Origin of the sequence: Micromonospora musae, assembly GCF_003626545.1 — a bacterium.
GTDB lineage: Bacteria > Actinomycetota > Actinomycetes > Mycobacteriales > Micromonosporaceae > Micromonospora > Micromonospora musae.
In genome coordinates, this window is the sequence record NZ_RAZS01000011.1 from 119,568 (window position 1) to 145,486 (window position 25,919).

At 74.0% G+C, this 25,919-nt stretch carries 22 protein-coding genes and 1 pseudogene; 19 read left to right on the forward strand and 4 right to left on the reverse strand.

The window, feature by feature from the left end; all coding sequences use genetic code 11:
* Positions 1-66 precede the first annotated feature (66 nt).
* From D7147_RS26030 to D7147_RS26055, 6 genes and pseudogenes are all read left to right on the forward strand, one after another.
* Complete coding sequence (locus D7147_RS26030) at positions 67-813, forward strand: ArsR/SmtB family transcription factor (protein WP_120682202.1); 747 nt, start codon at positions 67-69, stop codon at positions 811-813.
* Between the two features lie 129 nt (positions 814-942).
* Entirely contained in the window at positions 943-1,521 is a 579-nt protein-coding gene (locus D7147_RS26035) for a cytochrome P450 family protein (RefSeq protein WP_147437447.1), read from the forward strand.
* A 7-nt stretch (positions 1,522-1,528) separates the two neighbouring features.
* Positions 1,529-2,395: an isocitrate lyase/PEP mutase family protein gene (locus D7147_RS26040; RefSeq protein ID WP_120682206.1), complete on the forward strand. Its 867-nt coding sequence runs from the start codon at positions 1,529-1,531 to the stop codon at positions 2,393-2,395.
* A 223-nt stretch (positions 2,396-2,618) separates the two neighbouring features.
* The gene (locus tag D7147_RS26045; protein ID WP_120682208.1) at positions 2,619-3,581 is read left to right on the forward strand and encodes a DUF5715 family protein; all 963 of its coding nucleotides are present in this window, start codon (positions 2,619-2,621) and stop codon (positions 3,579-3,581) included.
* A gap of 4 nt (positions 3,582-3,585) precedes the next feature.
* A pseudogene (locus tag D7147_RS26050) lies at positions 3,586-4,242 on the forward strand (asparagine synthetase B); the annotation flags it as partial.
* A gap of 163 nt (positions 4,243-4,405) precedes the next feature.
* Complete coding sequence (locus D7147_RS26055; protein WP_233563469.1) at positions 4,406-4,882, forward strand: DUF1203 domain-containing protein; 477 nt, start codon at positions 4,406-4,408, stop codon at positions 4,880-4,882.
* Between the two features lie 403 nt (positions 4,883-5,285).
* On the opposite strand, the gene D7147_RS26060 is transcribed toward D7147_RS26055, so the two are convergent.
* Positions 5,286-6,509, reverse strand: coding sequence for an ArsB/NhaD family transporter (locus tag D7147_RS26060; RefSeq protein ID WP_120682214.1), 1,224 nt, complete (start codon positions 6,507-6,509; stop codon positions 5,286-5,288).
* A 150-nt stretch (positions 6,510-6,659) separates the two neighbouring features.
* Between D7147_RS26060 and D7147_RS26065 the strand changes: the two genes are divergently transcribed.
* Positions 6,660-7,655, forward strand: a complete 996-nt coding sequence (locus D7147_RS26065; protein WP_120682217.1) for a carcinine hydrolase/isopenicillin-N N-acyltransferase family protein — start codon at positions 6,660-6,662, stop codon at positions 7,653-7,655.
* A 115-nt stretch (positions 7,656-7,770) separates the two neighbouring features.
* On the opposite strand, the gene D7147_RS26070 is transcribed toward D7147_RS26065, so the two are convergent.
* Positions 7,771-9,222, reverse strand: coding sequence for an LVIVD repeat-containing protein (locus D7147_RS26070; RefSeq protein ID WP_120682219.1), 1,452 nt, complete (start codon positions 9,220-9,222; stop codon positions 7,771-7,773).
* A gap of 138 nt (positions 9,223-9,360) precedes the next feature.
* Between D7147_RS26070 and D7147_RS26075 the strand changes: the two genes are divergently transcribed.
* From D7147_RS26075 to D7147_RS26095, 5 genes are all read left to right on the forward strand, one after another.
* Positions 9,361-10,056, forward strand: a complete 696-nt coding sequence (locus tag D7147_RS26075; RefSeq protein WP_120682221.1) for a DUF305 domain-containing protein — start codon at positions 9,361-9,363, stop codon at positions 10,054-10,056.
* 55 nt (positions 10,057-10,111) lie between these two features.
* On the forward strand, positions 10,112-11,356 hold the full coding sequence (locus D7147_RS26080; RefSeq protein ID WP_120682223.1) for a sensor histidine kinase: 1,245 nt from the start codon (positions 10,112-10,114) through the stop codon (positions 11,354-11,356).
* Positions 11,353-12,033 carry a response regulator gene (locus tag D7147_RS26085; RefSeq protein ID WP_120682225.1) on the forward strand — a complete coding sequence of 227 codons (681 nt, stop codon included), beginning with the start codon at positions 11,353-11,355 and terminating at the stop codon, positions 12,031-12,033. Before D7147_RS26080 ends, D7147_RS26085 begins: the two co-directional genes overlap by 4 nt.
* Before the next feature lie 131 nt (positions 12,034-12,164).
* Positions 12,165-12,974 carry an ABC transporter ATP-binding protein gene (locus tag D7147_RS26090; protein ID WP_120682227.1) on the forward strand — a complete coding sequence of 270 codons (810 nt, stop codon included), beginning with the start codon at positions 12,165-12,167 and terminating at the stop codon, positions 12,972-12,974.
* Positions 12,975-12,979: 5 nt separating this feature from the next.
* On the forward strand, positions 12,980-15,454 hold the full coding sequence (locus tag D7147_RS26095; RefSeq protein ID WP_120682229.1) for an ABC transporter permease: 2,475 nt from the start codon (positions 12,980-12,982) through the stop codon (positions 15,452-15,454).
* A gap of 54 nt (positions 15,455-15,508) precedes the next feature.
* Here D7147_RS26095 and D7147_RS26100 read toward each other — a convergent pair whose 3' ends face one another.
* Both D7147_RS26100 and D7147_RS26105 read right to left on the reverse strand, forming a co-directional pair.
* Complete coding sequence (locus D7147_RS26100) at positions 15,509-16,771, reverse strand: nucleotide sugar dehydrogenase (protein WP_120682231.1); 1,263 nt, start codon at positions 16,769-16,771, stop codon at positions 15,509-15,511.
* Positions 16,772-16,926: 155 nt separating this feature from the next.
* Positions 16,927-18,288: a serine/threonine-protein kinase gene (locus D7147_RS26105; RefSeq protein WP_199716854.1), complete on the reverse strand. Its 1,362-nt coding sequence runs from the start codon at positions 18,286-18,288 to the stop codon at positions 16,927-16,929.
* Positions 18,289-18,806: 518 nt separating this feature from the next.
* On the opposite strand from D7147_RS26105, the gene D7147_RS26110 reads away from it, so the two are divergent.
* The 7 genes from D7147_RS26110 to D7147_RS26140 all read left to right on the forward strand — a co-directional run bounded on the left by D7147_RS26110 (position 18,807) and on the right by D7147_RS26140 (position 25,880).
* On the forward strand, positions 18,807-19,439 hold the full coding sequence (locus D7147_RS26110; RefSeq protein WP_120682235.1) for an RNA polymerase sigma factor: 633 nt from the start codon (positions 18,807-18,809) through the stop codon (positions 19,437-19,439).
* Positions 19,440-19,455: 16 nt separating this feature from the next.
* Positions 19,456-20,244, forward strand: a complete 789-nt coding sequence (locus tag D7147_RS26115) for a hypothetical protein (protein WP_199734272.1) — start codon at positions 19,456-19,458, stop codon at positions 20,242-20,244.
* Between the two features lie 251 nt (positions 20,245-20,495).
* Positions 20,496-21,731, forward strand: a complete 1,236-nt coding sequence (gene egtA / locus D7147_RS26120) for an ergothioneine biosynthesis glutamate--cysteine ligase EgtA (protein WP_120682237.1) — start codon at positions 20,496-20,498, stop codon at positions 21,729-21,731.
* The gene (gene egtB, locus D7147_RS26125; protein WP_120682239.1) at positions 21,728-23,065 is read left to right on the forward strand and encodes an ergothioneine biosynthesis protein EgtB; all 1,338 of its coding nucleotides are present in this window, start codon (positions 21,728-21,730) and stop codon (positions 23,063-23,065) included. Before egtA ends, egtB begins: the two co-directional genes overlap by 4 nt.
* Positions 23,066-23,204: 139 nt before the next feature.
* Entirely contained in the window at positions 23,205-23,945 is a 741-nt protein-coding gene (gene egtC / locus D7147_RS26130; protein WP_120682241.1) for an ergothioneine biosynthesis protein EgtC, read from the forward strand.
* 54 nt (positions 23,946-23,999) lie between these two features.
* Positions 24,000-24,971 (forward strand): L-histidine N(alpha)-methyltransferase, encoded by a 972-nt coding sequence (gene egtD, locus D7147_RS26135; protein ID WP_120682243.1) that lies wholly within the window; start codon positions 24,000-24,002, stop codon positions 24,969-24,971.
* 321 nt (positions 24,972-25,292) lie between these two features.
* Positions 25,293-25,880 carry a TMEM165/GDT1 family protein gene (locus tag D7147_RS26140; RefSeq protein WP_120682245.1) on the forward strand — a complete coding sequence of 196 codons (588 nt, stop codon included), beginning with the start codon at positions 25,293-25,295 and terminating at the stop codon, positions 25,878-25,880.
* Positions 25,881-25,919 lie beyond the last annotated feature (39 nt).

Below are 25,919 nucleotides of genomic sequence, written 5' to 3' on the forward strand. Positions count from 1 at the left end.
CGCCTCGTGCAACGTTGTAAAGACCGGTCGGCGAAGAGCGAACCGTCCGCGTGCCAGCATGGCCGGATGCACCCGAACACCGCCTGGGCCCCGGGGCTCGCGCACCTCGCCGCGCTGCTGGCCGACACCACCCGGGCGCGGATCTGCCTCGCGTTGCTCGACGGTCGGGCCTGGACGGCGGGGGAGCTGGCCCGGGCCGCGGGCGTCGCCCCCTCCACCGCGAGCGACCACCTCAGCCGCCTCGTCGAGGGTGGGCTGCTGGCGCAGGAACGGCAGGGGCGGCACCGATACCTGCGGCTCGCCGACGCGAGCGTGGCCCAGCTCGTCGAGGACCTGGCCGCTCGGCCCTCCGCGCCGCCCGCCCCGGACCGGTCGCTGCGGGCCGCCCGGGCCGGCGCCGCGCTCGCGTACGCCCGGACCTGCTACGACCATCTCGCCGGGCGCCTCGGCGTGCTGATGCACGACGCGCTGCTGCACCGGGGACTGCTGGACCGCTCCGCCGGACTGGCGCTCACTCCAGCCGGAACGCGCTGGTGCGCCGAGCTGGGGCTGCCCGTGGCGCCGCTGCGCGCCACCCGCCGGCCGTTGCTGCGCGACTGCCTGGACTGGACCGAGCGGCGGCCGCACCTCTCCGGCGCCCTCGGCGCGGCGCTCTGCGCCCACCTGCTCGACCTGGGTTGGCTCACCCGGGGCGCGGGCCGGGCCGTCCGCCTCACCCCGTCCGGCACTCCGGCGCTCGCCGCCGCGCTCGGCCTGGACCCGGCCGACCTCGCCCCACCGGCCGACGCCGACACCGGCGGCGGACGCGCCTGACCTGGCGTTCACGATCATCCCGGCCGAGCCCGGTCGAGTCGATCGACCAGCTCAGGCATCGCGCTCGGTCCGACCGCCCGCGGCGACACTTCGGCGTCGGCCGCAGCGTCCCGGCCCTAGCGTCGTCGGGTGACCCTCACCCGGCCCCGCATCGCCCCGATTTCCGGCACCCCGCCCTGCGGCCCACCCACCGTGGACCCGCGGACCGGTTGCACGCTGACCCGGTACGCGGACGTGCGCGCCGCCCTCGCCGCCCCGGCCTGCCGCGTACCGCCCGCCCGCCCCGGCGCGGCCTACACGCTCGACTGGCTCCGTGGCCTGGTGAGCCGATTCAGCGCGCCGGAGAACCATCCCGCCCGGCGGTCGGCCGGCCTCGCGGCGCTGGCCCCGCTAGACCCGGGCGAGCTACGCGCCGAGGCCGTCCGGCGGACCACCGACGCCCTGGACCGGGCCGATGGCCGGTTCGACGTGCCGTCCGCGCTCGCCCGGCGCGTACCGGTGGGGGTGCTCGCCGCCCGACTCGGGCTGGCCGATCCGGTGGCCGCCGTCGAGGCGGTGGCCACGATCGCCGCCGCCTACCAGCCCGGCGCGGACGCGGCTGCGGTCCGGCGGGCCGACGGGGCGGTCGCGGTGCTGGTGGCGCTGGCCCCGCCCGCCCGACGTACGAATCCCATCCGCTGCTGCGGGTGCCGTCCCGGCTCGAGGTGATCCCGCGATGACGACACCATCCACCGCCACCGGCCGGTACGCCGACCGCTGCGCCGCCTTCCGCGCGCTGCATCGGCCCGGCCACCCCCTGCTCCTCCCCAATGCCTGGGACCACGCCTCGGCGGCGATCTTCGCGGCCCGGTCCTACCCGGCCGTCGGCACCACCAGTCTCGGCGTGGCCGCCGCGGCCGGCCTGCCGGACGGCGCGGGGGCGACCCGGGCCGAGACGCTGCGGTTGGCCCGACGGCTGCGCCGGCTCCCGGTGCTGCTCACCGTCGACGTGGAGGCGGGCTTCAGCGACGACCCGGCGGAGGTCGCCGCCCTCGCCGTCGAGCTGGCCGGGCTCGGCGTCGTCGGCATCAACCTGGAGGACGGCCACGCGGACGGTTCGCTCGCCGCACCCGCGGCGACCGCGGTCAAGGTGGCGGCGGTCAAGGCCGCCGTGCCGGACCTGTTCGTCAACGCCCGCACCGACGCGTGGTGGCTGGGCGTACCCGATCCGCTCGACGCCGCCGTGGAGCGGGCCCGGGCGTACCGAGCGGCCGGCGCCGACGGTGTCTTCGCACCCGGCGCCCCGGACGAGGAGACGATCCGGGTCCTCGTCACCGAGGTCGACGCTCCGCTGAACGTGCTGTACCGCCCGGGTTTCCTGGGCGTCGACGAGTTGGCGCGGCTCGGGGTGGCGCGGGTGAGCACCGGCTCGCTGCCGTTCCGAGCCGCGCTCGGCGCCGCGCTGGCCGGTGTCGACGCCCTCACCCCGGCGCGGGCGGGCGTAGACGCCGGTCGCGCCTCGGCCGGCCCGGTCGCGTCGCCCGGGCCGGCGTCGTACGGCGAGGTGCAGGCGCTGACGGAGGGGTGGACGCCGGAATCTTGAGGCGCCCTCCGGCTCGGCGCGGCGGCGCCACGCGTCGCGGCGGTTGACCGGTTCGTGCCCCACCCGGTCGGCCTGCAACCTCCCGGCTGGGCATCCCGTGCTTTCCGAACCGTCGCCGTTCGCGGGGTGATAGGAGGAATGTTCGGCCTCCTCCCGATCCGACTGGTTACCGTGTCTGTGCAGGGCGAACGACCCAGTGTCGGGACCGCGGAGAGGACCGATCATGCGAGTGCCCAGCCGAAGCCCCGGAGGACGGCCCGGTCCGACCGTCGCCTCCACCGCCCCGGCCCGCCGCCTTCCCGCCTCCTCCGGCCCGCCGCCGGCCACCGACCCGGATCTCGTGGCCTACCGGGAGGCCGTCGCCGATCTGCTCGTGGAGGTCGGCGCGCTCGCCGACGCGCCGAGCACCGCCGCCCGACAGGTGCTCATCGACGAGCGGCTGCGCGAGCCGGCCCTCGCCGCCGTCCTCGACGCCACCCCGCAGGGGCTGCTGGGCGCCCGGGAGACGCTGCTGCTGGAGATGGCCCGCTACCAACCGAACCCCCGCAGCTCCGCCCGGGACCTGACGGCGCTGGTGCGGATCTACCTGCTCTCCCGCATCGACGTCATGTGGTGGCGCGACGTCGCGGACTTCGTCACCGACGACCAGGTCCAGGGCAGCCCCGACCTGGTCGACCTGGAGTGGCTGCGCCGCCGTGACCTGCTCCGCTTCCGCTACCGGGAGCAGCCGGCGACCGTGGTGGGCCGCAGCTGGCACGCGCTGCGACGCCGGCTGCGCCCGGAAGCCACGCCGCGCACCGCCGGCCTGCTCGCCCGGCGAGCCCGCCGCGAGGTCGTCGCGCTGCTCAACGATCTCGGCCGGGAGTTCGCGGCGGCCACCCCACCCGGCACCCCGCCACTGTGGGTGACCTCGCTCACCCGCAGCGTCGAGCACCAGCATCGGCTGCGTCGCCTCGGGTACGCCGCCATGCTGCCCAGCGGGCACTGCACCGGGTACGCCATGGACGTGGAGATGACCTGGTACGCCCGCTACGGGGTCCAGGAGACCCTGGCGGCCCTCCTGCTCACCCGGCAGCAGGCCGGTGAGATCAACGTCATCGACGAGGGGCAGGCCTGGCACGTCTGCCTCGCACCGGTCGCCGGGAGGCGGCTGCGCCGGGCGTACGAGGCCGAGATGGGCGTCTGAGCCGATGTGCGGCATCGCCCTGAGCATCGGCCCGGATGCGGATCCGGTGGTCTTCCGCCGGACGCTCGCCGTGCTCGCGCCGCTGGGCGCGGTGACTGAGGCCCGGTACGAGGGCGGCCTGCTCGCCGGGGTCCGCCGCCCGCGCGTGGTGGACCGGGAGCGGGCGGTGCGGCCGTGGACCTCCGCCGACGAGCGCTGGCTGCTCTGCTACTACGGCGAGATCTTCAACCATCGGCAGCTGCGCGCCGAGCTGAGCCGGCTCGGTCAGGTCTTCCGCGGTGACAGCGACACCGAGGTGGTGCTGGCCGCCTTCGAGCGCTGGGGTGCCGACGCCGTGCACCGGCTGGGCGGCGAGTACGCCTTCGTCGTGGTGGATCGGTCCACCGGTCGCGCGTACCTGGCCCGCGACCCGCTCGGCGGGAAGCCGCTGTACTGGGCCCGTGAGCCCGGCTGCCTGCACCTGGCCTCCGAGGCCAAGGCGCTGGTCCGGTACGCCGTGCCGATCAACGAGGTGCCGCCCGGACACCACGGCTGGGCGGACGCCGACGGCCACGTCCGGCTGCGTCCCCACGTGGACCTGCTCACCGTCGGCGAGCGACTGTCCGCGATCGACGATCCGGACGAGGCCGCGCTGCTCGGCCGTGCCGCGGTGCGGGACAGCTCCGGGTCCGGGTGGAACGCGGCGAAGGTGGTGCGCCGGCTGGTGTTCACGCGTCGTACCCACGGCGGTGACGGGGCCCCGCGCTCCGGCTGAGCGGATGCTCGCCCTGGTCGAGGTCCGATCTCCGCCAGCATTCCCGCCGGAGGCGGACCAGGCTGGGCAGGTGACCGCTCTGATCCGCTTCGTCATCCGCCCGCTCCCCGCCGACCTGCTCGACGCCGTACGCCGTACCCGCCGGGACGCCGCCGGCCGGCCGGTCGAGGCCGCCACCGCCGCCGGTGGGGAACCGCTGCGCTGCTGCCTGCGCGACGCCGAGCCGGGGGAGGAGCTGCTGCTCTTCGGGTACGCACCGCCGGTCGCCGCCGGCCCCTACCGGGAGATCGGCCCGGTCTTCGCCCACGCCCTGCCCTGCTCCGGGCCGGAGTCGACCGGCTCCTATCCGGCGGCCTGGCGGGGGCGGGGGCAGGTCCTACGGGCGTACGACCGGCGGGGCCACATCCACGACGGCCGGCGTCACGACGGCGGTGACCCGGAGTCGGTGATCGCCGAGCTGCTCGCCGACCCGGCCGTGCGTCAACTACACAGCCGCAACGTGGTGCACGGCTGCTACATGTTCGCCGTCGACCGCGCCGAGGAGTGACCGGCGCGGGCGTCACGCGAACCGTGCCTGCGCCCAGCCGGTCCCGCTCGGCCGACCCCACCCCGCCTTCGGCGAGCGGAGAGCGGAGAGCGGCGAGCGGCGGACGGCGGACGTGGCCCTGCTCGTCGGGCTTGAGTACCACCACAGCGAGCCGACGTGCCGGCCACCGTTCGCCTCGTCGAGCGGATCGCGACGAGGTTGATACCTCAGGGGCATATCTATGCCTCTGAGGTATCGACCTCGTGCTGATAATCGGCCCGGTGGCCCGGTGGCCCGGTGGCCCGGTGGCCCGGTGGCCCGGTGGCCCGGTGGCCCGGTGGCCCGGTGGCCCGGTGGCCCGGTGGCCCGGTGGCCCGGTGGCCCGGTGGCCCGGTGGCCCGGTGGCCCGGTGGCGTCGCGTCGCTCAGGTCAGCAGCAGCGCGCCGACGGCCGCGGCGGTGCCGGTCAGGGCGAGCAGGGCGCCGGTGAGCAGGAAGCGGGGTAGCGACACCGTGACCCCATGCGAGCGGCACCGCTCGAACCAGAGCAGGGTCGCCACCGAGGCCCACGGCACGGCGAGCGGCCCGGCGTTCGTGCCGATCAGCAGGGCCAGCAGCCGCGTCGGGGAGTCGTGGGACAACACGGACTCGCCGGCGAGGTACGCGGGCAGGTTGTTCACCCCGTTGGCCAGGAGCGCCCCGGTGCCACCGGCCCGCAGCAGTGCGGCGGGACCGTCGCCCGCCCCGAGCAGCCCTGCGACCAGCGTGTCCAGGCCCCACTGGCCGAGCGTCTGTACCACCAGGAACAGGCCGCTGACCATGAGCAGCAGCCGCCAGGGGAAGAGTCGGGCGTGCAGCCGGTGCGGGGCGCGCAGCGCGAAGCCGGCCAGCACCACGACGGCGGCGACGGTCGACACGATCGCGAGCTCCACCTCGGCCAGCACGCCGACGACGAAGAGCACGCAGGCGGCGACGGCCGTCCGGAACAGCACCGGGTCGGCCGGTGGGCGACGGGGCGGCGGATCGAAGCGGCCCCCCGGCGGTCGGTCCCGACGCCACCAGGCGAACCAGAGCAGGAGCGCGGTGACCGTGACGGCGGCGAGCTGCGGCAGCCACATCCGGCCGGCGAAGCCGACCGGGTTCAGTCCGAGCCGGTCGGCGGCGAGCAGGTTGGTCAGGTTCGACACCGGCAGCAGGAGACTGGCCGTGTTGGCGAGCCAGACGGTGGTCACCGCCAGGGCGGTCGGCGCGACCCGCAGGCTTCGCGCCAGGGCGAGCATCACCGGGGTGAGCAGCACCGCCGTGGTGTCCAGGTTCAAGGTGACGGTGGTCACCGTGGCGAAGGCCACGCAGAGCAGGAAGAGCAGCGACCAGCGCCCCCGGGCCGCGATCGCGAGTCGGGTGCCGAGCACGTCGAAGACCCCGGCGACCGAGGTCAGCTCGGCCAGCACCACCACGGTGCCGAGGAAGACCAGCAACGGCGCGATCCGGTGCAGCGTGGCGGAGGTCTCCGCGTGTGGCAACAGCCCGCTCGCCGCGCAGCCCGCGCCGGCCAGCGCCAGGAGGACCGCCACCACGTCCAGGGGGTGGGGCCGCCACCGCCGGCCGGTGCCGGTCGGGGTGGGCGGTGCGGGGGCCGTGAGGGTCACGGCGGGCAATATTCGCACATCCGGCGGGGTGCCGCCCGTTACCGGGTGTGTGCTGCCGATCGGCTGGACGCCGCCTGGCTGGTGGGTCCGCGCGTCCGGGCGGTCCGGCCCATGGACAGGCGTGCGCCCGACGCATAGCGTCCTGTGGATATGCGGAGGACTCTACCGGCCGCCACCCTGGCCCTGCTGCTCGTGCTCACCGCCTGCTCGACGCCGTCGGAGACGTCGACGTCCGGGCCCACCCCCACCGGCACGCCGACCGCCTCACGGCAGGACGCCGGCCAGGTGGAAGAGACCCTGGCCAGCCTGCGCCGGGTCGACGACCTGCCGCTCTACGAGATGAACTACGTCGGGTCGTACGACGCCACCGTCGGCACCGACGCCGCGCCGGCCAGCCCGTTCGGCTGCTCGCTCTTCGTGGCGGCCGGTGACCGGAGCCGACCCCTCTTCGCCCGCAACTTCGACTGGGATCCGAACCCGGCGATGGTGCTGCGCACCGACCCGCCGCAGGGGTACGCGTCGATCTCGCTGGTGGACCTGTCGTACCTGGGCGTCGGTGCCGAGCTGAGCGGCGACCGGCGGCTGTTGAATGCGCCGCTGCTGCCGTTCGACGGGATGAACGAGCGTGGCCTGGCCGTGGGGCTGGCGGCCGACGACGCGGCGCGGGCCGATCCCGTACCGGGCAAGCCGACCGTCGGCTCGGTGCGCATCCTGCGCCTGGTACTCGACCGGGCGGCCACCGTCGACGAGGCGATCGCCGTCTTCACCGCGCACAACCTCGACTTCTCCGGCGGCCCGGCGCTGCACTACCTGGTGGGCGACGCCACCGGCGCGTCGGCCGTGATCGAGTTCGTGGACGGCCAGATGCGGGTCGAGCGGGGCCAGGGCAGCTGGCAGGCGTTGACGAATGTGCCGCTCATCGGGATTCCCGAGGAGAAGCGCCGCGCCGACCGTCGGTACGACCTGATCCACCGGGCGATGACCGAATCCGGTGGGGTGGCCGACGCCACCGCGGCCTTCCGGGTGCTGACCGGCGTCCGGCAGGCCCACACCCGCTGGTCGGTGACGTACGGCCTGCGCAGCGGCGAGGTGCGGCTGGTCACGGCCGGCGGCGCCGAGCGGCGGTACGACCTGACGGTCGGCTGAGCGGTCGGCGCCGCCCGCCGACGCGTATCCGCTCGACACGCGAGTGGGCCCGGCCCCCATCTTTCGGGGACCGGGCCCTTCTCGCTCGCCCGTGGGCGGTGCCGCGCAGCGGTGCCTACCAGCCGCCCAGGTAGCTGGGCTGGCTCTGCACGTTGAGCTCCTTGTACCGGACCAGCTCGGCCGGCCAGGTGCGCCAGTCGCTGAGCTTCAGCACGTCGAAGCCCTTAAACAGGTCGTTCGAGTAGATGTGGCCGTTGTAGTAGTACGCGGACCAGCTACCGCCGCCGATCATCTCCTCGTTCGAGATCGGACCGCGCTCCCAGAAGGCGATCTCCTTGGGCTGGGCCGAGTTGGTGAAGTCCCAGACCGAGATGCCGCCCTGGTACCACGCCTGGACCATGATGTCCTTGCCGGGCACCGGGATCAGCGAGCCGTTGTGCGCCACGCAGTTCTCGGTGTCGGCGTTGACCCGCGGGATCTTGAAGTAGCTGCGGAAGTTCATCTTGCGGTGGTCACCGCGACCGGTGATGTCGAAGATGGCGTCCGCGCCCCGGTTCGGGCCGACCTCCTCGTTGCAGGTGGCCGCGCCGCCGCCACCCAGCTCGTCGGTGAAGACGACCTTGGTGCCGGAGTTGTTGAACGTGGCCGAGTGCCAGAACGCGAAGTTGGTGGTGTCGCGCACCCGGTTGATCACCCGCGGAGCCTCGCGGTCGCGGATGTCCATCAGGATGCCGTCACCCATGCAGGCCCCGGCGGCGAGGTCCCGCGACGGGTAGGCGGTGATGTCGTGGCAACCGGTCGTCGCCGAGCCGGTCTCGCTGCCCTCGAAGCCGCCGTCCGGGAAGAGGTTCGGCGTGGCGACCACGGCCGCCTGGGTCGGCTTCTTCACCGGCACCTTGATGATCGAGATCGAGTCGTGCGGCGGCTGGCAATCCGGGAAGGTGGCCCGGGGGCTGTACGACGAGACGTACAGGTAGACGGACTTCTTGTCCTTGCCGGGCACCAGCGTGTGGGTGTGCGAGCCGCAGGCCGTCTCCACCGACTTGATGTAGCGCGGGTTGGCCTTGTTCTTGATGTCGAAGATCTTGATGCCCTCCCACGACGACTTCACGTCGGCACCCTGCGCCGCGCTGTTGCAGGAGTCGTCGCTGCGGGACGAGTCGGTGGAGAGGAAGAGCAGGTCACCGTAGACGGAGATGTCGTTCTGCGACCCCGGGCAGAGCACCCGCGACACGACCCGCGGCGAGCTGGGCCGGGAGATGTCGTAGGTGACGAACCCGTTGTAGTTGCCGGCGAAGGCGTACTTGCCCTGGAAGGCGAGGTCGCTGTTCGTGCCGTCCAGCGGGGCGACCTTGGGCAGGTTGGTGAGAAGGCGCAGGTTGGGGCTGCTGACGATCTCGTCGACGCCGGGGATGGTGTTGGTGGCCGCCGCCGGAGCCGCCTGGGCCGCCGGCACCACCTGCGCGCTGCTCGGCGGCGCGACGAGGAGGCTGGCGGTGAGGAGGCCGGCCGCGGCGATGCTCACGATCCGTAGCTGTCGTAAGCGTGGCTTGGGGATTCTGGTCATCGGCGAGACCCTTCGCACGGGAGTGATGATTGTGGACACCCTACAGCCGCGTGATGGACATCGATGTGATGCGCGTCACATCGATGTTCGTTCCTCAGTGGATAGCATCGCGGTGACCTCGATCTCAGGGAGTGGCTCATGACCGGTCGACGTGCCCGGGTCCTGGCGGCCGTCACATTGGCGCTCGCCCTGCCACTGGTCGCCTGGGTCGTGTTCGCCGCCAACGACGACTCGGGCCCGGCCACCCGCCCGGCCGCCGCGCCGACCGGCTCGACGCCGGGTAGCCCCGCGCCGACCGACGCGACGGTCATCATGCCCGGCCGGCCGGGGGAGCCGGCCGTCACCCGCGCCCCCGGTGAGGTCCGGGGTGTCGGCTCGACCCCGCACAACGAGATGGACGTCTGGTTCGTCCGGATGATGATTCCGCACCACGCGCAGGCGCTGGAGATGGCCCGGCTCGCGCCCGACCGGGCCGCCGACCCGGGCGTACGCGCGATCGCCGACCGGATCCAGGCGAGCCAGGACCCGGAGATCGGTCTCATGCGGGCCTGGTTGCAGAACCGTGGCCTCTCCGCCGACGTCGCGGGCCACGACCACGGGACGATGCGCGGCATGCAGACGCCGGAGGCGATGCGGCAGCTGACCGACGCCCGCGGCGCCGACTTCGATCAGCTCTTCGTGAAGATGATGACCGAGCACCACGAGGGGGCCATCGAGATGGCCACCAACCTGCTCACCGTCGGAGCCGACCAGCAGCTGAACGAGTTCGCCAACTCCGTGGCCACCGAACAGACCGTGGAGATCGGCCGGATGCGCGAGATCCTCGCCGGTTGACCGCCCGGGCCAGGGCCGCGACTCCGGTCGATGCGCGCTCGGACGCGTACCCTGGGTGACCGTGACGAGTACGATCCTCGGCCGCCCGCTGCGCGCCATCGCCTTCGACGTCTTCGTCGCCGGGCTGGTCGTGCTGATCGCGGTCGTGGCGGCGGCGTCCCAGCCCGGCGGCTGGCCGGCGGCCCTGCTCGGCACGGGGATGGCGGTCGCACTGCTGTTCCGCCGGTCGCACCCCTCGGCCGTGGCCGTCGTCGTCGGCGCGCTCGGAGTGGTCCAGCTGATCGCCGACTGGGGGCCGCTTCCGTTCGACTTCGCGGTGCTCGTCGCCCTCTACAGCGTCGTCAAGTACGCCGACCGGCTCCGGGACGCGGTGCTCGCCGGACTCGCCGCCGCGACCGGCGCGGTACTCGCATCGCTCCAGGTGCGCGGCGGCGGGCCCTGGTGGGCCGCCGCCGTCTACTTCACGCTGGTCACCGCCGCGACCTGGCTCGTCGGGCTGAACGTGCGTACCCGCCGGCTCTATGTGATCAGCCTCGAGGAGCGGGCCACCACCCTGGAGCGGGAACGGGAGGCCGAGGCGCGCGCCGCGGTCGCCGGCGAGCGCACCCGGATCGCCCGGGAGCTGCACGACGTGGTGGCGCACAGCATGGCCGTCATGATCGTCCAGGCGGACGGCGCCCGGTTCATGCTCGACCGGGACCCGGAGACCGCCCGGCAGGCGGTGAAGGTGGTCGCCGACACCGGCCGGCAGGCGCTGGAGGAGATGCGGCGCCTGGTCGGCGTGCTGCGGGAGACCGACCCGCCGGAGCCGGCGCCCGCGCTCGCCGGACGGGCCGGCCCGGACGGCGAGGCGGTGGCCGGCGACCCGGAGCGCAGACGGCTCGCCCTCACCGAGCTGCCCGCCCTGCTCGACCGGTTCCGCGCCGCCGGCCTGCGGGTTCGCGACACCGTCAGCGGCGAGCCGACGGCGCTCCCGCCCGGGCTGGAGCTCACCGTCTACCGGGTCGCACAGGAGGCGCTGACCAACGCGCTCAAGCACGCCGGGGTCGGGGCCGAGGTGGAGCTGACCCTCGAGTACGGCCCGGACGTCGTGGTCGTCCGGGTGGTCGACGACGGGCAGGGCCGGCCGGTCGTGAACCCGGCGCCCTCCGGCGGTCACGGGCTGATCGGCATGCGGGAGCGGGTCGGGGTCTACGACGGCACCCTCAGCGCCGGGGCCCGGCTGGCCGGGGGCTGGCGGGTCGAGGTGCGACTGCCGCTACCGTCGGGCGCCGGGACGACGGAGGTGATCGCGGCATGACGATTCGAGTGGTGATCGTCGACGACCAGGCGTTGGTGCGCGCCGGATTCCGGATGGTGCTCGACTCGCAGCCCGACCTGGAGGTGGTCGGTGAGGCCATCGACGGCGCGGACGCGCTGCGGGTGCTAGATCGGGTCGCGGCCGATGTGGTGGTGATGGACATCCGGATGCCGACGATGGACGGCGTCGAGGCGACCCGGCGGCTCTGTGCCGGGCGTCCGCCGGGCCCGCCACGGGTGCTCGTGCTGACGACGTTCGACACCGAGGCGGACGCCTTCGCCGCGCTCCGGGCGGGCGCGAGCGGCTTCCTGCTCAAGAACGTGCCGCCGGAGGAGCTGCTCGCGGCGATCCGGGTGGTCGCCGAGGGCGACTCGGTGGTCGCGCCGTCGATCACCCGGCGGCTGCTCGACCGGTTCGCCGACCAGCTCGGCTCCGGCCCCACCGAGGATCCCCGGATGAGTCAGCTCACCGAGCGGGAACGGGAGATCCTGCTGCTGGTCGCGCAGGGGCTCTCCAATGCGGAGATCGCCGGCCGGGTGCACGTCGCGGAGGCCACCGTGAAGACCCACGTGGGGCGCATCCTCGCCAAGCTCCAGCTCCGGGACCGGGTGCAGGCGGTGGTCCTCGCGTACGAGAGCGGGCTGGTCGTACCGGGCGCGGAGACCCGTACGACCTGAGTCGTACGGGTCACCCCGATCAGGGGCGACCCGGGGCGTACCGAGGTCGAGCGTGCGGGTGGAGCCGCTCCGGCCACCCGGTCCATAGCGTCGGAGAGGTCAGAACGTCCCTCTCCACCGGGAGCAACACGTTGCGCGTCTCATCTCCCGTACCCGCCGTCGCCGACCAGCGGTCCGGCTCCGGCGGCGCCGCGGTCAGCGCCCGCGCCCTGAGCAAGCGGTACGGCGACGGCCCGTCCGCCGTCGTCGCCCTCGACGGCGTCGACCTGGATTTTGTTGTCGGCCGGTTCACCGCCATCATGGGCCCGTCGGGCTCCGGCAAGTCCACGCTGCTGCACTGCCTGGCCGGGCTGGACCGGCCCAGCGCGGGCTCGGTGCGGATCGGCGACGTCGACCTCGACCGCCTCGACGACCGGCGGCTCACCCTGCTGCGCCGCGACCGGGTCGGCTTCGTCTTCCAGAAGTTCAACCTGCTGCCCGCACTGACCGCCGAGGAGAACATCGTCCTGCCGCTGGCCATCGCCGGACGGCGCCCCGACGCGACCTGGCTGCGCCAGGTGGTGGCGGCCGTGGGACTCACCGACCGCCTGCGGCACCGGCCCGCCGAGCTCTCCGGCGGCCAGCAGCAGCGGGTCGCGATCGCCCGCGCCCTGATCACCCGCCCGTGGGTGATCTTCGCGGACGAGCCGACCGGCAACCTCGACTCCCGTGCCGGCGCGGACGTGTTGCGCCTGCTCCGGGAGGCCGTCGACACCCTCGGTCAGAGCGTGATCATGGTGACTCACGACCCGGTGGCCGCCGGGCACGCCGACCGGGTGGTGCTGCTCGCCGACGGCCGTCTGGTCCATGACCTCGCGGCCCCCACCGCCGAGCAGGTGCTCGACGCGCTCGCCGGTCTCGACCCGGCCGGCGCCGTCCGGGCCCGCTCGGTGGGGCGGTGACCGGGATGTTGGGTCTGACCCTGCGTTCACTGCGCGCCGAGGCGCTGCGGAGGCTGCTCTCCACGCTGGCCGTCGTGCTCGGCGTCGCGTTCATCGCCGGCACGCTGATCCTCAACGACGCCATGACCGACGGCGCGTACGAGCGGGCCGGCACCTTCGACCGGCACACCGACGCCGGTGTGTACGGGGAGAGGAACACCCTCTCGCCCGCCACTGTCGACCGGGTCCGCGCGGTCGACGGGGTGATCGCCGCCGAGGGCGAGTTGGTGGGCACCGGCGGGGTCGTCGGCTCGGACGGCCGACCCGTGCTCGGCTACGCCGTCCTGGCCGCCGTCCCCACCGATCCGGCGCTGCGTTCGTACGACGTGGTCGCCGGCCGGCTGCCGGACCGACCGGGTGAGGTGGTGCTCGACGCGCCGACGGTGGCGCGGGAGGGGTTCGCCCTCGACGCGCCGGTACGCATCGGCGGCGTCGCTGCCGCCCGCCCGTACACCCTGGTCGGAACGGTCGACGTGGCGCGCACCACCCGCGATGTCGGTGGGCCGTTCATCGGGATGGTCGGCTCGGACGCGCTGGCGGTGACCGGGATGCAGGGGTACGGGAGGATCATGGTGGCCACCCGTCCCGGTACCGACGCGGCGGCGTTGATCGGCCGTCTGGCCGCCGCCGCCGGCCCGGGTGCGGCGGTGAAGACCCGCCAGCAGATCCTCGACGACGCGGTCGAGGACGCGGTCCGCGACGCCCGCCAGTTCACGATGGCGCTGCTCACCTTCGCCGCCGTCGCCGTCGTGGTGGCCGGCTTCGTCATCGCGAACACCTTCGCGATCGTGCTGGCCCAGCGCACCCGTCAGACGGCGCTGCTGCGGGTGGTCGGCGCCACCCGGAGGCAGGTCTTCCTGGCAACCGTGCTGGAGTCGGCGGTGGTCGGCCTGGTCGCCTCCGCGCTCGGTGTGCTGCTCGGCGCCGGCCTGGCCGCGGGGCTGGCGGCGTTGCTGTCCCGGACGACCGCCCCGATCGGTGCTTCGATCACCCTGGCCCCGGGAACCGTGCTGGTCAGTGTGCTCCTCGGCGTGCTGCTGACTGTCGGCGCGTCGTTGCTGCCGGCCTGGCACGGCACCCGGGTCGCGCCGGTCGCCGCGCTCACTGACGCCGCCGTGCAGTCCACCCGGCGGGCCGGTCGGCTCCGGCTCGCCGCCGGCGCGCTGGTGCTGCTCGCGGGAATCGCCGCGCTTGTCGGTGCGGCCGTCGCCGGCCAGTTCGTCCTGGTGGCGTTGGGTGGCGTGCTCGCCTTCTTCGGCATCGTCCTCTTCGGACCGCTGCTCGTGCCGGCGCTGGCGAGGGTCGTCGGCTGGCCGCTGCGCCGGCTGATCGGGGCGACCGCCGGGCTGGCCGTGGCGAACGCCGTGCGCAACCCGCGACGGATCGCGGCGACCAGCACCGCCCTGGTGATCGGCATCGGCCTGGTGTCGGCCTTCGTGGTCGGCGCGCACAGCACCAAGGACGGCATCGAGCGCAGCGTGGACGCCCAGATCGGGGTGGACTACGTGGTCACCGGGATCGGCGGAGACCTGCCCGCCGGGCTCGCCGCGGCGCTGACCGCCCGTCCTGAGCTCGGTGTCGTGCACGAGCAGCGGGCCGAGGTGACCGCTGGAATCGAGGTGCGTGCCGCCCACCCCGCGCTGGTCGGCCGGACGCTCACCGCGACGGCCGGTGAGCTGGGCGCGTTCGGTCCGGGCACGGTGCTGGTGCACCGGGAGTTGGCCGCGGCGCGCGGTTGGACCGTGGGCGACCAGGTCACCGTCGGGAGCCGGACGTTCCGGGTCGCGGCCGTGGTGGACGACGAGAGTCGGCCCGCGGCCGGCAGTGGGGCGTCCGCCGGACACATGATCGACATGACCGACGCCGACTTCAGTGCGATCTTCCCCGCCGAGCGCGGCTACCTCGCGGAGATCGATCCGGCAGACGGTGTGGACGCCGGCCGGGCGCGGGGCGCGATCGAGTCGGTGCTCGCCGGGTATCCGACGGTGAACCTGATGGACCAGGCCGCGTACAAGAAGATGCTCACCGGCACCGTGGACATGGTGCTCGCGCTCGTCACCGCGCTGCTCGGGTTGGCGGTGGTGATCGCCCTGGTCGGCGTCGCGAACACGCTGAGCCTCTCGGTCCTGGAGCGCACCCGGGAGAACGCCGTGCTGCGCGCGGTGGGGCTCACCCGGGGGCGGATGCGGGTCATGCTCGCCGTCGAGGCGACGCTCATGGCGGCCGTCGGGGCCCTGCTCGGGCTCGCGCTCGGCACCGGGGTGAGCGCCGCGGCGATGGCGATGCTGGACCGCCTGGGTGGGGACTTCCACCTGGTCCTGCCGGTCGGCCAGCTCGGCCTGATCCTCGCGGTCGCGGTGGTGGCGGCGTTGCTCGCCTCGGTGCTGCCCGCACGCCGTGCGCTGGCCCGGCCGGTGGTGGAGGCGCTCGCCGACCTGTGACAGCGCCGGTGCGGTCCCGTCGTCGTTGACGCCGACCGCACCGGCGGTGCCGGTCTACAACCGCTCGACCACGTCGCCGGCGCAGCGGTTACGGGAGTCGAAGACGTAGCGGGCGTGCCGGGTGACCAGGTCGTAGTCGAACACGTCGTGGTCGGTCACCACGATCACCGCGTCCGCCTCCCGGACCTCCCGTTCGGTGAGGCTCACGACGGCCACCCCGCCGGGAATGTGGTGCGGTTCGGCGTACGGCTCCACGGCGCGCACCTCCGCGCCCAGCGCCTGCAACCGCTGGGCCACGTCGACCGCGGGGGAGTCGCGCATGTCGCCGGTGTTCCGCTTGTACGCGAGCCCGAGCAGCAGCAGCCGGGATCCGCTGATCGCGCGGCCGCGCCGGTTCAACCCGGCCATCACCCGCTGCGTCACGTGCTCGGGCATCTCGTGGTTCACGTCGTTGGCCAGCTCGATGAAGCGGAACTGCCGGCCCAACCGCCGCTTCACCTGCCAGGACAGGTAACACGGGTCGATCGGCAGGCAGTGCCCGCCCACCCCGGGGCCCGGCCGGAACGGCATGAATCCGAAGGGTTTCGTCTCGGCGGCCTCGATCGCCTGCCAGACGTCGATCTCCAGGTGGTGCGAGAGCATGGTCAGCTCGTTGATCAGAGCGATGTTGACCTGGCGGAAGGTGTTCTCGATCAGCTTGGTCAGCTCGGCCACCCGGGTCGAGTCGACGGGCACCGTACGCTCGACGATCCGCCGGTAGAAGTCGTCGACCCGGGCCAGCGACTCGGCGTCCACGCCGGAGACCACCTTCGCGGTGTTCTCCAGGCGCCAGGTGGGGTTGCCCGGGTCGATCCGCTCCGGGCTGTAGCCCAGGTGGAAGTCGCCGGGGCTGCGCAGACCGCTCGCCGACTCGAGCAGCGGCCGCAGCAGCTCCTCGGTGGTGCCGGGGTAGGTGGTGGACTCCAGGACGACCGTGCAGCCCGGCCGGACGTACGGGCCGATGCCGATGCCGGCCTGCTCAACGAAGCTGAGGTCCGGCGTGCCGTCGCGCAGCGGAGTGGGCACCGTGATCACGCATATGTCGAATCCCTCGGCGTCCGGGTACTCGGTGCTCGGCCGGTACCGCCCGGTGCTCAGCGCGCGGCCGAGCCGGTCGGTGCTGATGTCCTCCACGAAGGACTCACCCGAGGCGAGCCGCTTGATCCGGTCGCCGTCGACGTCGAGCCCGACCACGTCGAGTCCGGCCTCGACGGCCCGGATGGCGAGTGGTAGTCCGACGTAACCCTGGCCGATCACGACCAACTTCTCAGCGCTCACCCAAGCTCCTGGGGCAGACGGGGGAAAAGACCTGCTTGGAGCGTAGGGCGCTGTCTGCTGCCGTAAGTCCGGTTTGGGGATATCGGGACGGGTGAGGTTGGTCGTGCGTCCGGCGAACCGACGCCGTCAACCGGCCGTCGGCCGCCTCCGGTCGGTCACTCCCTCCCACCCAGCGGCGGGTCCCCGCCGTCCGGGGTGGTCGGCGTGGTGCTCGGATCCGTGGCCGTGGGCTCCGGCGACACGCTGGTCGAAGGGGATCCGGTCGCCGAAGCGCTCGGCGTCGGGCTCGGCGACTCCGGGCTGGCGGAGTCGCTCGGCTGGGCGCTCTGGCTCGGGCTGGTCGAGGCCGGTGCGCTCGTGCGGGGAGCGGTCGGCCGCACCGGCCGGTCCGGGTCGGTGGGCTTCACCTCGTTGCCGATCGACAGGTCGGTGTTCTGGGTCGGTGTGACCGCCGGGGTGGTCGGGGTGAGCTCCACCGCCGGGGCGTCCCCCGCGTACTTGGTGGCGCCGAGCGCGGCGGCCAGCCCGACCAGCCCGACCAGCACGGCCGCGGCGGCGCCCAGCAGCGCCGGTCGCCCGCGCCGGGCCGGGCCATCGGCCACCAGCGCGCCGGGGGTGAGCTCCGGCTGGGTGTCCGGGCCGGCGCCGCGCAGCGGAGTCACCGAGACCATGGCGGTCGGCCCGGCGTCACCGGTCACCGCGGTACGCGCCGCCTCGGCCATCGCCGCGCCGCTGCTGAACCGCTCGGCCGGATCCTTGGCCAGGGCGCGCGAGACCAGGGCGCGGACCGCCTCGGGGATGTCGTGCGGCAGCTCCGGTGGCTCGTCGTCCAGGTGCCGCACCGCCACCTGGAGCGGGTTGTCCCCGGTGAACGGGGGCGTGCCGGTGAGGCAGCAGTAGGTGACCGCGCCGAGGGCGTAGATGTCGGTGGCGCCACTGACCGGTCGCCCGGCCGCCTGCTCGGGCGCCATGTAGAGCGCCGTGCCGGGCACCGCGTTCGTACTGGTGATGCTCGTGACGTTCGTCGACCGGGCCACCCCGAAGTCGACCAGGACGACGGAGCCGTCCTCCTGCACGAGCAGGTTGCTCGGCTTGACGTCGCGGTGCACGATGCCTCCGCGGTGCGCGGCGGCCAGCGCCTGCGCCGCCTGCGCCACGATCGACATTGTCTCGGCCACGCCGAGCTTCCCGGCGGCCTCGATCCGCTTGGAGAGCGGCTCGCCGTCGACGAACTCCATGACCAGGTAGTCGGCCCGACCACCGTCGGCGAGCTCGTCCTCGCCGCAGTCGAAGACCTGCACGATGCCGGGATGCCGCAGGGCGGCCATGATCCGCGCCTCGGCGCGGAACCGGGCGATGAAATCGGGGTCGGAGACCAGCGACGGCAGCAGAACCTTCACCGCGACCTGCCGGCCGAGGACCTGGTCTGTGCCCCGCCAGACGTCGCCCATGCCGCCGGTGGCGACGCGTTCGTCCAGGCGGTAGCGACCGCTGAGCACGACCTCCGATGACAACACGGGATTACCGTACCCAGAGGGGTCGGTGGGCACGCACGGCGCAGTCCCGCGTGCGGGGCGGTCACCGCCGTGCGGCCGGTGCCGTACGCCCGATTCGCCGTCGCTGCGTGACGCATTGATCACGCTGCGCGTCCGTTTCCTGCCGGGAACCCGCCCGGCGGCCGCGCCGACGGGGGTGGAGGAGGTGCAGCGTCCGAGGTCGTCGAAGTGTTACGCCGACACGCGGCGCTGCGCTGTTGATAATTGTCACTCTTCTGTGACGTGCCGTTAGCTTGTCGCTCCGGTTGCCTGATCCTAGCGTTGGCCCGCTGACTACGCCGGTGTGGCTTTGGGTCGGCGTCGAGCGCCGGGGGGTGCCCGGAGAGGTCGCCCGCGCCGCCGCGGTCGCGGGAACAAGGGGCAGCGGAGGTCTGGGAAGAGGTGCGGGGAGAGGCCCGGTCCAAGAGCCGGCCGGTACGGCGTTCGCCGGCCTGCGGGGACCGATGCCGCCCACCGGCTGCTCCAGGGCCGGCGACGGCATGACGGCGGAGCTGAGCGAGGCGGTGGCGAAGGCGCGCTCCGGCGACGAGGAGGCCTTCCGATTCCTCTACCGGAGCATCCAACCTGGACTGTTGCGCTACGTGACGGCGCTGGTGGGCGCGGACGCGGAGGACGTCGCGTCGGAGACCTGGCTGCAGATCTCGCGGGATCTGCCCAGCTTCACCGGCGGCGAGTTCCGTGCCTGGGCCATCACCATCGCCCGCAACCGGGCCATGGACCACCTGCGTCGGCAGCGTCGCCGCCCGTCGCTACCGGTGCCGGTGCAGGCGCTCAACGAGCTGGCCGGGGACGCGGACACCGCCGAGCGGGCCGGGGAGAGCCTCGGCACCGAGGCCGCGCTCGCGCTGATCGCCACCCTGCCGCCCCGGGAGGCGGAGGCCGTCCTGCTGCGGGCGGTGGTCGGGCTCGACGCCGAGACCGCCGGCCGGGTGCTCGGTCGTCGGGCGGGCGCGGTGCGTACCGCCGCGCACCGGGGGTTGCGGCGGCTCGCCGCGCTGCTGGAGCAGCACGGCACGGAGCCGTTCCCGGTGATGTCGGAGCGGGCGACGCCGCCCCGCTCGCGCGGCGAGTTGCGTCCGCGAGCGCCGCGTGCCGAACCGGCGGATGGTTGACGTGGGGGAATTCAGGATGAGTGACGGTCGCGAGCCGGATCGGCTCGCCGACCGCGCGGAGGCCGATCGGCTTCTCGACGCGGCCCGGGCGGGCGAGCCGGCCGAGGCGGACGGCCCGCCGGATCCGCTCGCGGAGCTGCTCGCCGCCGCGGCGGCGCCGGCCCGTGCACACGAACTCGAGGGGGAGCAGGCCGCGCTGGCGGCCTTTCGGGCGGCCCGCGCGACGCCGACGACCCTCCGCGCGCCACGGCGGCGTCGACTCACCGCGGGCGCGCTGGCCTGGGTCGCCGGCCTGCTCGTCACCGCGACGGCCGGGGTCGCCTTCGCCGCGGTCACCCTGGAGCAAGCGGCGGCGCCGCCCGTCCCGGTGAGCCCGACGCCCGCCACCGGCCGCCCGGAGTCCCGCCCCGCCGAGAGCACCTCCACCGACGCACGACCCGACGTGGCGCCGAGCCCCGACCCCGAGCGGTCCTCCGGCGGCCCCGAGCAGGACGAGCAGGCGGTCCGGTTGTGCGCGGCGTACCTGGCCAAGAAGCCGGCCCAGCGGGAGAAGGCGCTCACCACTCCCTCGTTCCGCCCGCTGGTCGAGGCGGCCGGCGGGGTCGGCGAGGTCGAGGCGTACTGCCAGGAACCGGCACGGGCCGGGAGGCCATCCCCGCCGCCCGTCCCCGCCGAGCCCGGAAACGGGCAGGGCAAGGTCAAGGACAAGGACAAGGACCAGGGCGACGACCAGGGCAAGGTCAAGGACAAGGGCGACGGCAAGGGCAACGGGAGCGGCCCGGCGTCGGCCCTGCCGGTGGGCTGAGCAGGGCGGGTCGGCGGCGCCGGGCCGCGCCGGTGTCGTGCGGACCGTCCGTCGTCCGCCGTCGTCGTCGCCCAGCGCCGTGGTCGCGGCGTACGCCCGCGACCGTGGTGTCCGGCGCGGTTGTTCGCACCGGCCGTTCCGCCACGGTCTGCTAGACAGGGGTTGACGGGCCCGCAGACCGGCCCGCGGTGTCGGTGGGTGCCGCTACGGTGACACCCGGTCCGGATGCCGGTGCGGGAGGGGGCCGACCGATGACGACGCCACCCGAGCTCGATCGCGGAGCGATCCTGCACGAGTCCGGGGCGGCCGCCCGTCACCTCGCCCGCATCTGCTTCAAGACCGGCCCGCCGGTCCGCACCGGCGTGGAGCTGGAATGGACCGTGCACGACGTCGCCGACCCCGCCCGCCCGGTCGACCCCGCACGGCTGCGGGCGGCGCTGGGGCGGCACAGCCCGGTGACGCTCGACGAGGCGAGCCCGGCGCAGCCGCTGCGGCGCGGCAGCGCGGTCAGCCTCGAACCGGGCGGCCAGGTGGAGCTCTCGACTCCGCCGCACACCTCGATCGGCGCGCTCATCCGCGCCACCGAGACCGACATCGCGCAGGTGACCGGCCTGCTGGAACGCGCCGGGCTGACCCTCGGCGGCACCGGCATCGACCCCTACCGGCAGCCGCAGCCCGTCCTGGAGACGCCCCGCTACCGGGCGATGCGCCGGGTGTTCGACCGCGGCGGCGCAGCCGGCCGCACGATGATGTACTGCACCGCCGGCCTGCAGGTCTGCCTCGACGCGGGTGAACCCGAGCAGGTGCCGCTGCGCTGGGCCGTGGCGCACGCCGTCGGGCCGCCGCTGGTCGCGGCCTTCGCCACGGCCGATCGACACGCCGGGCGCGGCACCGGCTGGGCCTCCTTCCGCATGGCGGCCTGGCTCTCGACCGACCCGGCCCGCACCGGCCCGGTCTGGTCCCCGGCAAGACCCGACGACGACCCGGTGACGGCGTGGACCCGCTACGTGCTCGCCGCGCCGCTGCTGTGCCTGCGCACCGCCGGGCCCGACTGGACACCCCCGCCCGACGTCACCTTCGCCGACTGGCTCGCTGGTGCGCTACCGAGGCCGCCGACCACCGACGACCTCGACTACCACGTGAGCACCCTCTTCCCGCCGGTACGACCGCGCGGCTACCTCGAACTGCGCTACCTCGACGCGCAGCCGGGCCGGGACTGGATGATCCCGCTGGCGGTGCTGGCGGCCCTCTTCGCCGATCCGGCGACCCTGCACGCCGCATACCTGGTCAGCGCGCCGGTGGCGCACCGGTGGCACGACGCGGCCCGCGCCGGACTCGCCGACCGGGCGCTCGCCACCGCCGCGGCGCACCTGCTCGACCTGGCCCTCGCGGCGCTGCCCCGGCTCGACCTGCCGGCCGAGCTGACCGACGAGATCCACCGAGGCGTACGACGGCGACGAGCCGCCGCGGAGGGAGGAGACCGGTGACCGACACGAGCATCGACCGGCTCGGAACGGAGCAGCTGCGGGCCCGCATCGCGGCCGAGCTGGACCGCACCCGGGCCCGTACCGCGCTGCTGACCGAGGTGGTCGACGACGCCGACCTGATGCGGCAGCACTCGCCGCTGATGTCCCCGCTGGTCTGGGACCTCGCGCACGTCGGCAACCAGGAGGAGTTGTGGCTGGTCCGCGACGTGGGTGGCCGGCCACCCGTGCGGCAGGACATCGACGACCTCTACGACGCGTTCAAGCAGCCGCGCAAGGACCGCCCGTCCCTGCCGCTGCTGCCTCCGGCCGAGGCCCGGGCCTACGTGTCGACCGTCCGGAACAAGGTCTACGACCTGCTCGACGGGGTTCGGTTCACGCACGGGCGGCTGGTGGCCGAGGGCTTCGCGTTCGGGATGATCGTGCAGCACGAGCAGCAGCACGACGAGACGATGCTCGCCACCCATCAGCTGCGCGCCGGCCCGGCCGTGCTGCACGCGCCGCCGCCGCCCGAACCGCGGGCACCGGTCGGCGGTGAGGTGCTGATCCCGGCGGGCCCGTTCACCATGGGCACCGACACCGACCCGTGGGCGCTGGACAACGAGCGCCCGGCCCACCCGGTGGAGCTGCCCGCGTACGTCATCGACGCGGCCCCGGTGACCAACGGCCAGTACCAGCGGTTCGTCGCCGCCGGGGGGTACGACGATTCGCGCTGGTGGAGCAGCGCCGGCTGGGCGCACCGGATGGCGGCCGGGCTTTCCGCACCGCTGCACTGGCGTCGTGACGGCGACGGCTGGGCCTACCGGCGGTTCGGGCGGTGGGCGCCGGTGCGTGACGACGAGCCGGTGGTGCACGTCTGCTGGTACGAGGCGCAGGCGTACGCGAGCTGGGCGGGAAAGCGCCTGCCCACCGAGGCGGAGTGGGAGAAGGCCGCCCGGTGGGACCCGGCGACCGGACGCTCCCGCCGGTACCCGTGGGGCGACGACGACCCGGCCGCCGCGCACGCCAACCTCGGCCAGCGGCACCTGTGGCCCGCCCCGGTCGGTGCGTATCCGGACGGGGCGTCACCGCTCGGCGTGCACCAGCTGATCGGGGACGTCTGGGAGTGGACGTCCACCAACTTCCGAGGGCATCCGGGGTTCACCGCCTTCCCGTACCGGGAATACTCCGAGGTGTTCTTCGGCGACGACTACCGGGTGCTGCGCGGCGGCTCGTTCGGTACCGACCGGGTGGCGTGCCGGGGGACCTTCCGCAACTGGGACCTCCCGATCCGCCGGCAGATCTTCAGCGGGTTCCGCTGCGCCCGGGACGCTCGGCCGGAGGAGTCGCGGTCGTGACGGGGCTCCGACGGCCTCGGCCGGCCTCGCCGGAGCGGTCGGCGGTGGGCCCGGCTCCGACTGCGGGTACCGGCCCGGCCGTGGGTACGGGCCCGGCCGTGGGTACGGGCCCGGCCGAGGCCCGTGGCGGAGCCGCCTGATGTGCCGACACCTCGTCTATCTCGGGCCGCCGGTCACCCTCGCGCGGTTGCTGTTCGAGCCGCCGTTCTCCCTGGTCCGCCAGGCGTGGGCGCCGCGCGACATGCGGGGCGGGGGCACCATCAACGCCGACGGCTTCGGGATCGGCTGGTACCCCGGTGACGGTGCGCCGGTGCGTTACCGGCGGGCCCAGCCGATCTGGAGTGACCCGACGATCGCGCAGCTGGCCGAAGTGACCTCGGCCGGCGCGGTGCTGGCCGCCGTCCGCTCCGCCACCGTCGGCATGGCGGTGCTCGACGACGCGGCCGCGCCGTTCTCCGAGGGGCGCTGGCTGTTCAGCCACAACGGTGTGATCCGGGGCTGGCCGGACACGGTCGTGCCGCTCGCCGCCGAGCTGCCCGTACGCGACCTGCTCACCCTGGACGCCACCACCGACTCGGCGCTGCTCTGGGCGTTGGTACGGCACCGGTTGCGCGGTGGCGCGGACGCGGCCGACGCGGTGGCCGCGACGGTGCGAGCGGTCGCCGAGGCCGCCCCCGGATCCCGACTCAACGTGCTGCTCACCGATGGCCGTGCCGTGGTCGCCAGCGTCCTCGGGCACGCGCTGTCGGTGCGCGAGAGCCCGGACGCGGTGCTGCTCGCCTCCGAGCCGCACGACGAGGAGCCCGGCTGGCGCGAACTGCCCGACGGTCAACTGGTGAGCGCCGTCCCCGGCCGGGTGCGGCTGCGCCCGCTCACCTGAGCACGCCCCCGGTGCCTGTGCAAGGTCCATCCATGGGAAGGGAAGTGCCGTCAGATGAGCGCCGAGCCGCTGGAGATCCACCTCGAGGAGCAGGACCTGGCACGGGGGCTGCGTGAGGACGTCCGCCTCGGGCTCACCGCCGACGCGAAGTGGCTGCCGCCGAAGTGGTTCTACGACGCCCGGGGCAGCGAGCTCTTCGAGGGGATCACCCGGCTGCCCGAGTACTACCCGACCCGGGCCGAGCGTGCCGTGCTGGCGCGCCGGGCGTCGGCCGTCGCGGCTTTGACCGGCGCCAAGACGCTCATCGAGCTGGGATCCGGCTCGTCGGAGAAGACCCGGCTCCTGCTGGACGCCCTCACCGACCGGGGCGGGCTGGGCACCTTCGTCGCGTTGGACGTCTCGGCCAGCGCCTTGCGCGCCTCGACCGCACGGATCGCCGCCGACTATCCGGGCCTGCGGGTACGCGGCATCGTCGGGGACTTCACCCGGCACCTGGACCGACTGCCCACCGGTGGGCGGCGACTCGTGCTGTTTCTCGGCGGCACGATCGGCAACCTGCTCCCCGACGAGCGGGCGGCGTTTCTAAGCGCGATGCGGGCCGCCCTGGAGGCCGGCGACTGGCTCCTGCTCGGCACGGACCTGGTCAAGGACCCGTCGATCATCGTTCCCGCGTACGACGACGCCGCCGGACTGACCGCCGAGTTCAACCGCAACGTGCTGCGGGTGATCAACCGTGAGCTCGGGGCGGACTTCGACCCTGCCGCGTTCACCCACGTGGCGCGCTGGGACGCGGCGTGCGAGTGGATCGAGATGCGGTTGCGCGCGGACCGGCCGATGCGGGTGCGGATCCCCGGCCTCGACCTGGAGGTGGCGTTCGCCGCCGGAGAGGAGCTGCGTACCGAGATCTCGGCGAAGTTCCGTCCGGAGGGTGTGGCGGCGGAGCTCGACGCCGCGGAGTTCGCCGGTCGGGCGTTCTGGACCGACCCGGACGGGCTCTTCGGCGTCACGCTGGCCCGAGCGGTGTGATCCGCCCGCGCGGCGCGGCGCGGCGATCGCCGTCGGCCGGCGCGGCTCGGTCGTCCGCAGCAGTGGTCGGCGATCGCCCGACCGGGCCAGGGCGTTTCGACCGGACGCGATGACCCGTGCCGCAGGCGGCAGCGCCGGTCGGTTAAGCTCGGTCCCGCGAAGGGGAGTAGCCCCCAACGTCGTGGTCGACATACTGGTGCCTCGCGCATCCGGCCAGGCGGCCCTGCTTCCGGTGGGGCGGGCGAGACCTTCGACTCAGGCTGTGACAGCCGGGTCGAGGGCACCCCTGTACCTCCTCCCGGCATGATCGGGAAGGATGTCATGGAGGGATTTCTCGCCGCGCTGGTCATCAGCTTCGGCGTCATCTTCGTCGCCGAGTTGGGGGACAAGAGCCAGCTGATGGCGCTGGCGTTCGCCACGCGATACAAGCCGGTGCCGGTGCTGATCGGCATCACGGTCGCCACCGCGGTGGTGCACCTCGCGTCGGTGGCCATCGGCGTCGGCCTCGGTTCGGTGCTGCCGACGGACTGGATCTCGCTGATCGCCGGTGTCGCGTTCCTCGGCTTCGCCGCCTGGACCCTGCGGGGCGACTCCCTGACCGAGGAGGAGCGGCGTAAGGCGGAGAAGGCGACCAAGTCGGCGATCCTGACGGTCGGCGTGGCGTTCTTCCTCGCCGAGCTGGGGGACAAGACGATGCTCGCCACCATCACCCTGGCGACCCAGCACGGCTGGGTCGGTACGTGGATCGGCTCCACGATCGGCATGGTCGTCGCCGACGCGCTGGCGATCCTGGTCGGGCGGATGCTCGGTCGTCGGCTTCCCGAGAAGGCCATCCAGTACGGTGCGGCCGCGCTCTTCGCGATCTCCGGCCTCTGGCTCATCCTCGAGGCCGTCGCCGAGCTGACCTGAGGACCGACTACCCCTGCCATGGCCGGGTAACGGCCCGGG

What these genes read in the sequence shown, in the direction of transcription:
- D7147_RS26030 (WP_120682202.1), top strand. Translation starts at nt 67, where the DNA reads ATGCACCCGAACACCGCCTGGGCCCCGGGGCTCGCGCACCTCGCCGCG.
- D7147_RS26040 (WP_120682206.1), top strand. Translation starts at nt 1,529, where the DNA reads ATGACGACACCATCCACCGCCACCGGCCGGTACGCCGACCGCTGCGCC.
- D7147_RS26045 (WP_120682208.1), top strand. Translation starts at nt 2,619, where the DNA reads ATGCGAGTGCCCAGCCGAAGCCCCGGAGGACGGCCCGGTCCGACCGTC.
- D7147_RS26065 (WP_120682217.1), top strand. Translation starts at nt 6,660, where the DNA reads ATGCGGAGGACTCTACCGGCCGCCACCCTGGCCCTGCTGCTCGTGCTC.
- D7147_RS26070 (WP_120682219.1), bottom strand. Translation starts at nt 9,222, where the DNA reads ATGACCAGAATCCCCAAGCCACGCTTACGACAGCTACGGATCGTGAGC.
- D7147_RS26075 (WP_120682221.1), top strand. Translation starts at nt 9,361, where the DNA reads ATGACCGGTCGACGTGCCCGGGTCCTGGCGGCCGTCACATTGGCGCTC.
- D7147_RS26085 (WP_120682225.1), top strand. Translation starts at nt 11,353, where the DNA reads ATGACGATTCGAGTGGTGATCGTCGACGACCAGGCGTTGGTGCGCGCC.
- D7147_RS26095 (WP_120682229.1), top strand. Translation starts at nt 12,980, where the DNA reads ATGTTGGGTCTGACCCTGCGTTCACTGCGCGCCGAGGCGCTGCGGAGG.
- D7147_RS26110 (WP_120682235.1), top strand. Translation starts at nt 18,807, where the DNA reads ATGACGGCGGAGCTGAGCGAGGCGGTGGCGAAGGCGCGCTCCGGCGAC.
- D7147_RS26115 (WP_199734272.1), top strand. Translation starts at nt 19,456, where the DNA reads ATGAGTGACGGTCGCGAGCCGGATCGGCTCGCCGACCGCGCGGAGGCC.
- egtA (WP_120682237.1), top strand. Translation starts at nt 20,496, where the DNA reads ATGACGACGCCACCCGAGCTCGATCGCGGAGCGATCCTGCACGAGTCC.
- egtC (WP_120682241.1), top strand. Translation starts at nt 23,205, where the DNA reads ATGTGCCGACACCTCGTCTATCTCGGGCCGCCGGTCACCCTCGCGCGG.
- egtD (WP_120682243.1), top strand. Translation starts at nt 24,000, where the DNA reads ATGAGCGCCGAGCCGCTGGAGATCCACCTCGAGGAGCAGGACCTGGCA.
- D7147_RS26140 (WP_120682245.1), top strand. Translation starts at nt 25,293, where the DNA reads ATGGAGGGATTTCTCGCCGCGCTGGTCATCAGCTTCGGCGTCATCTTC.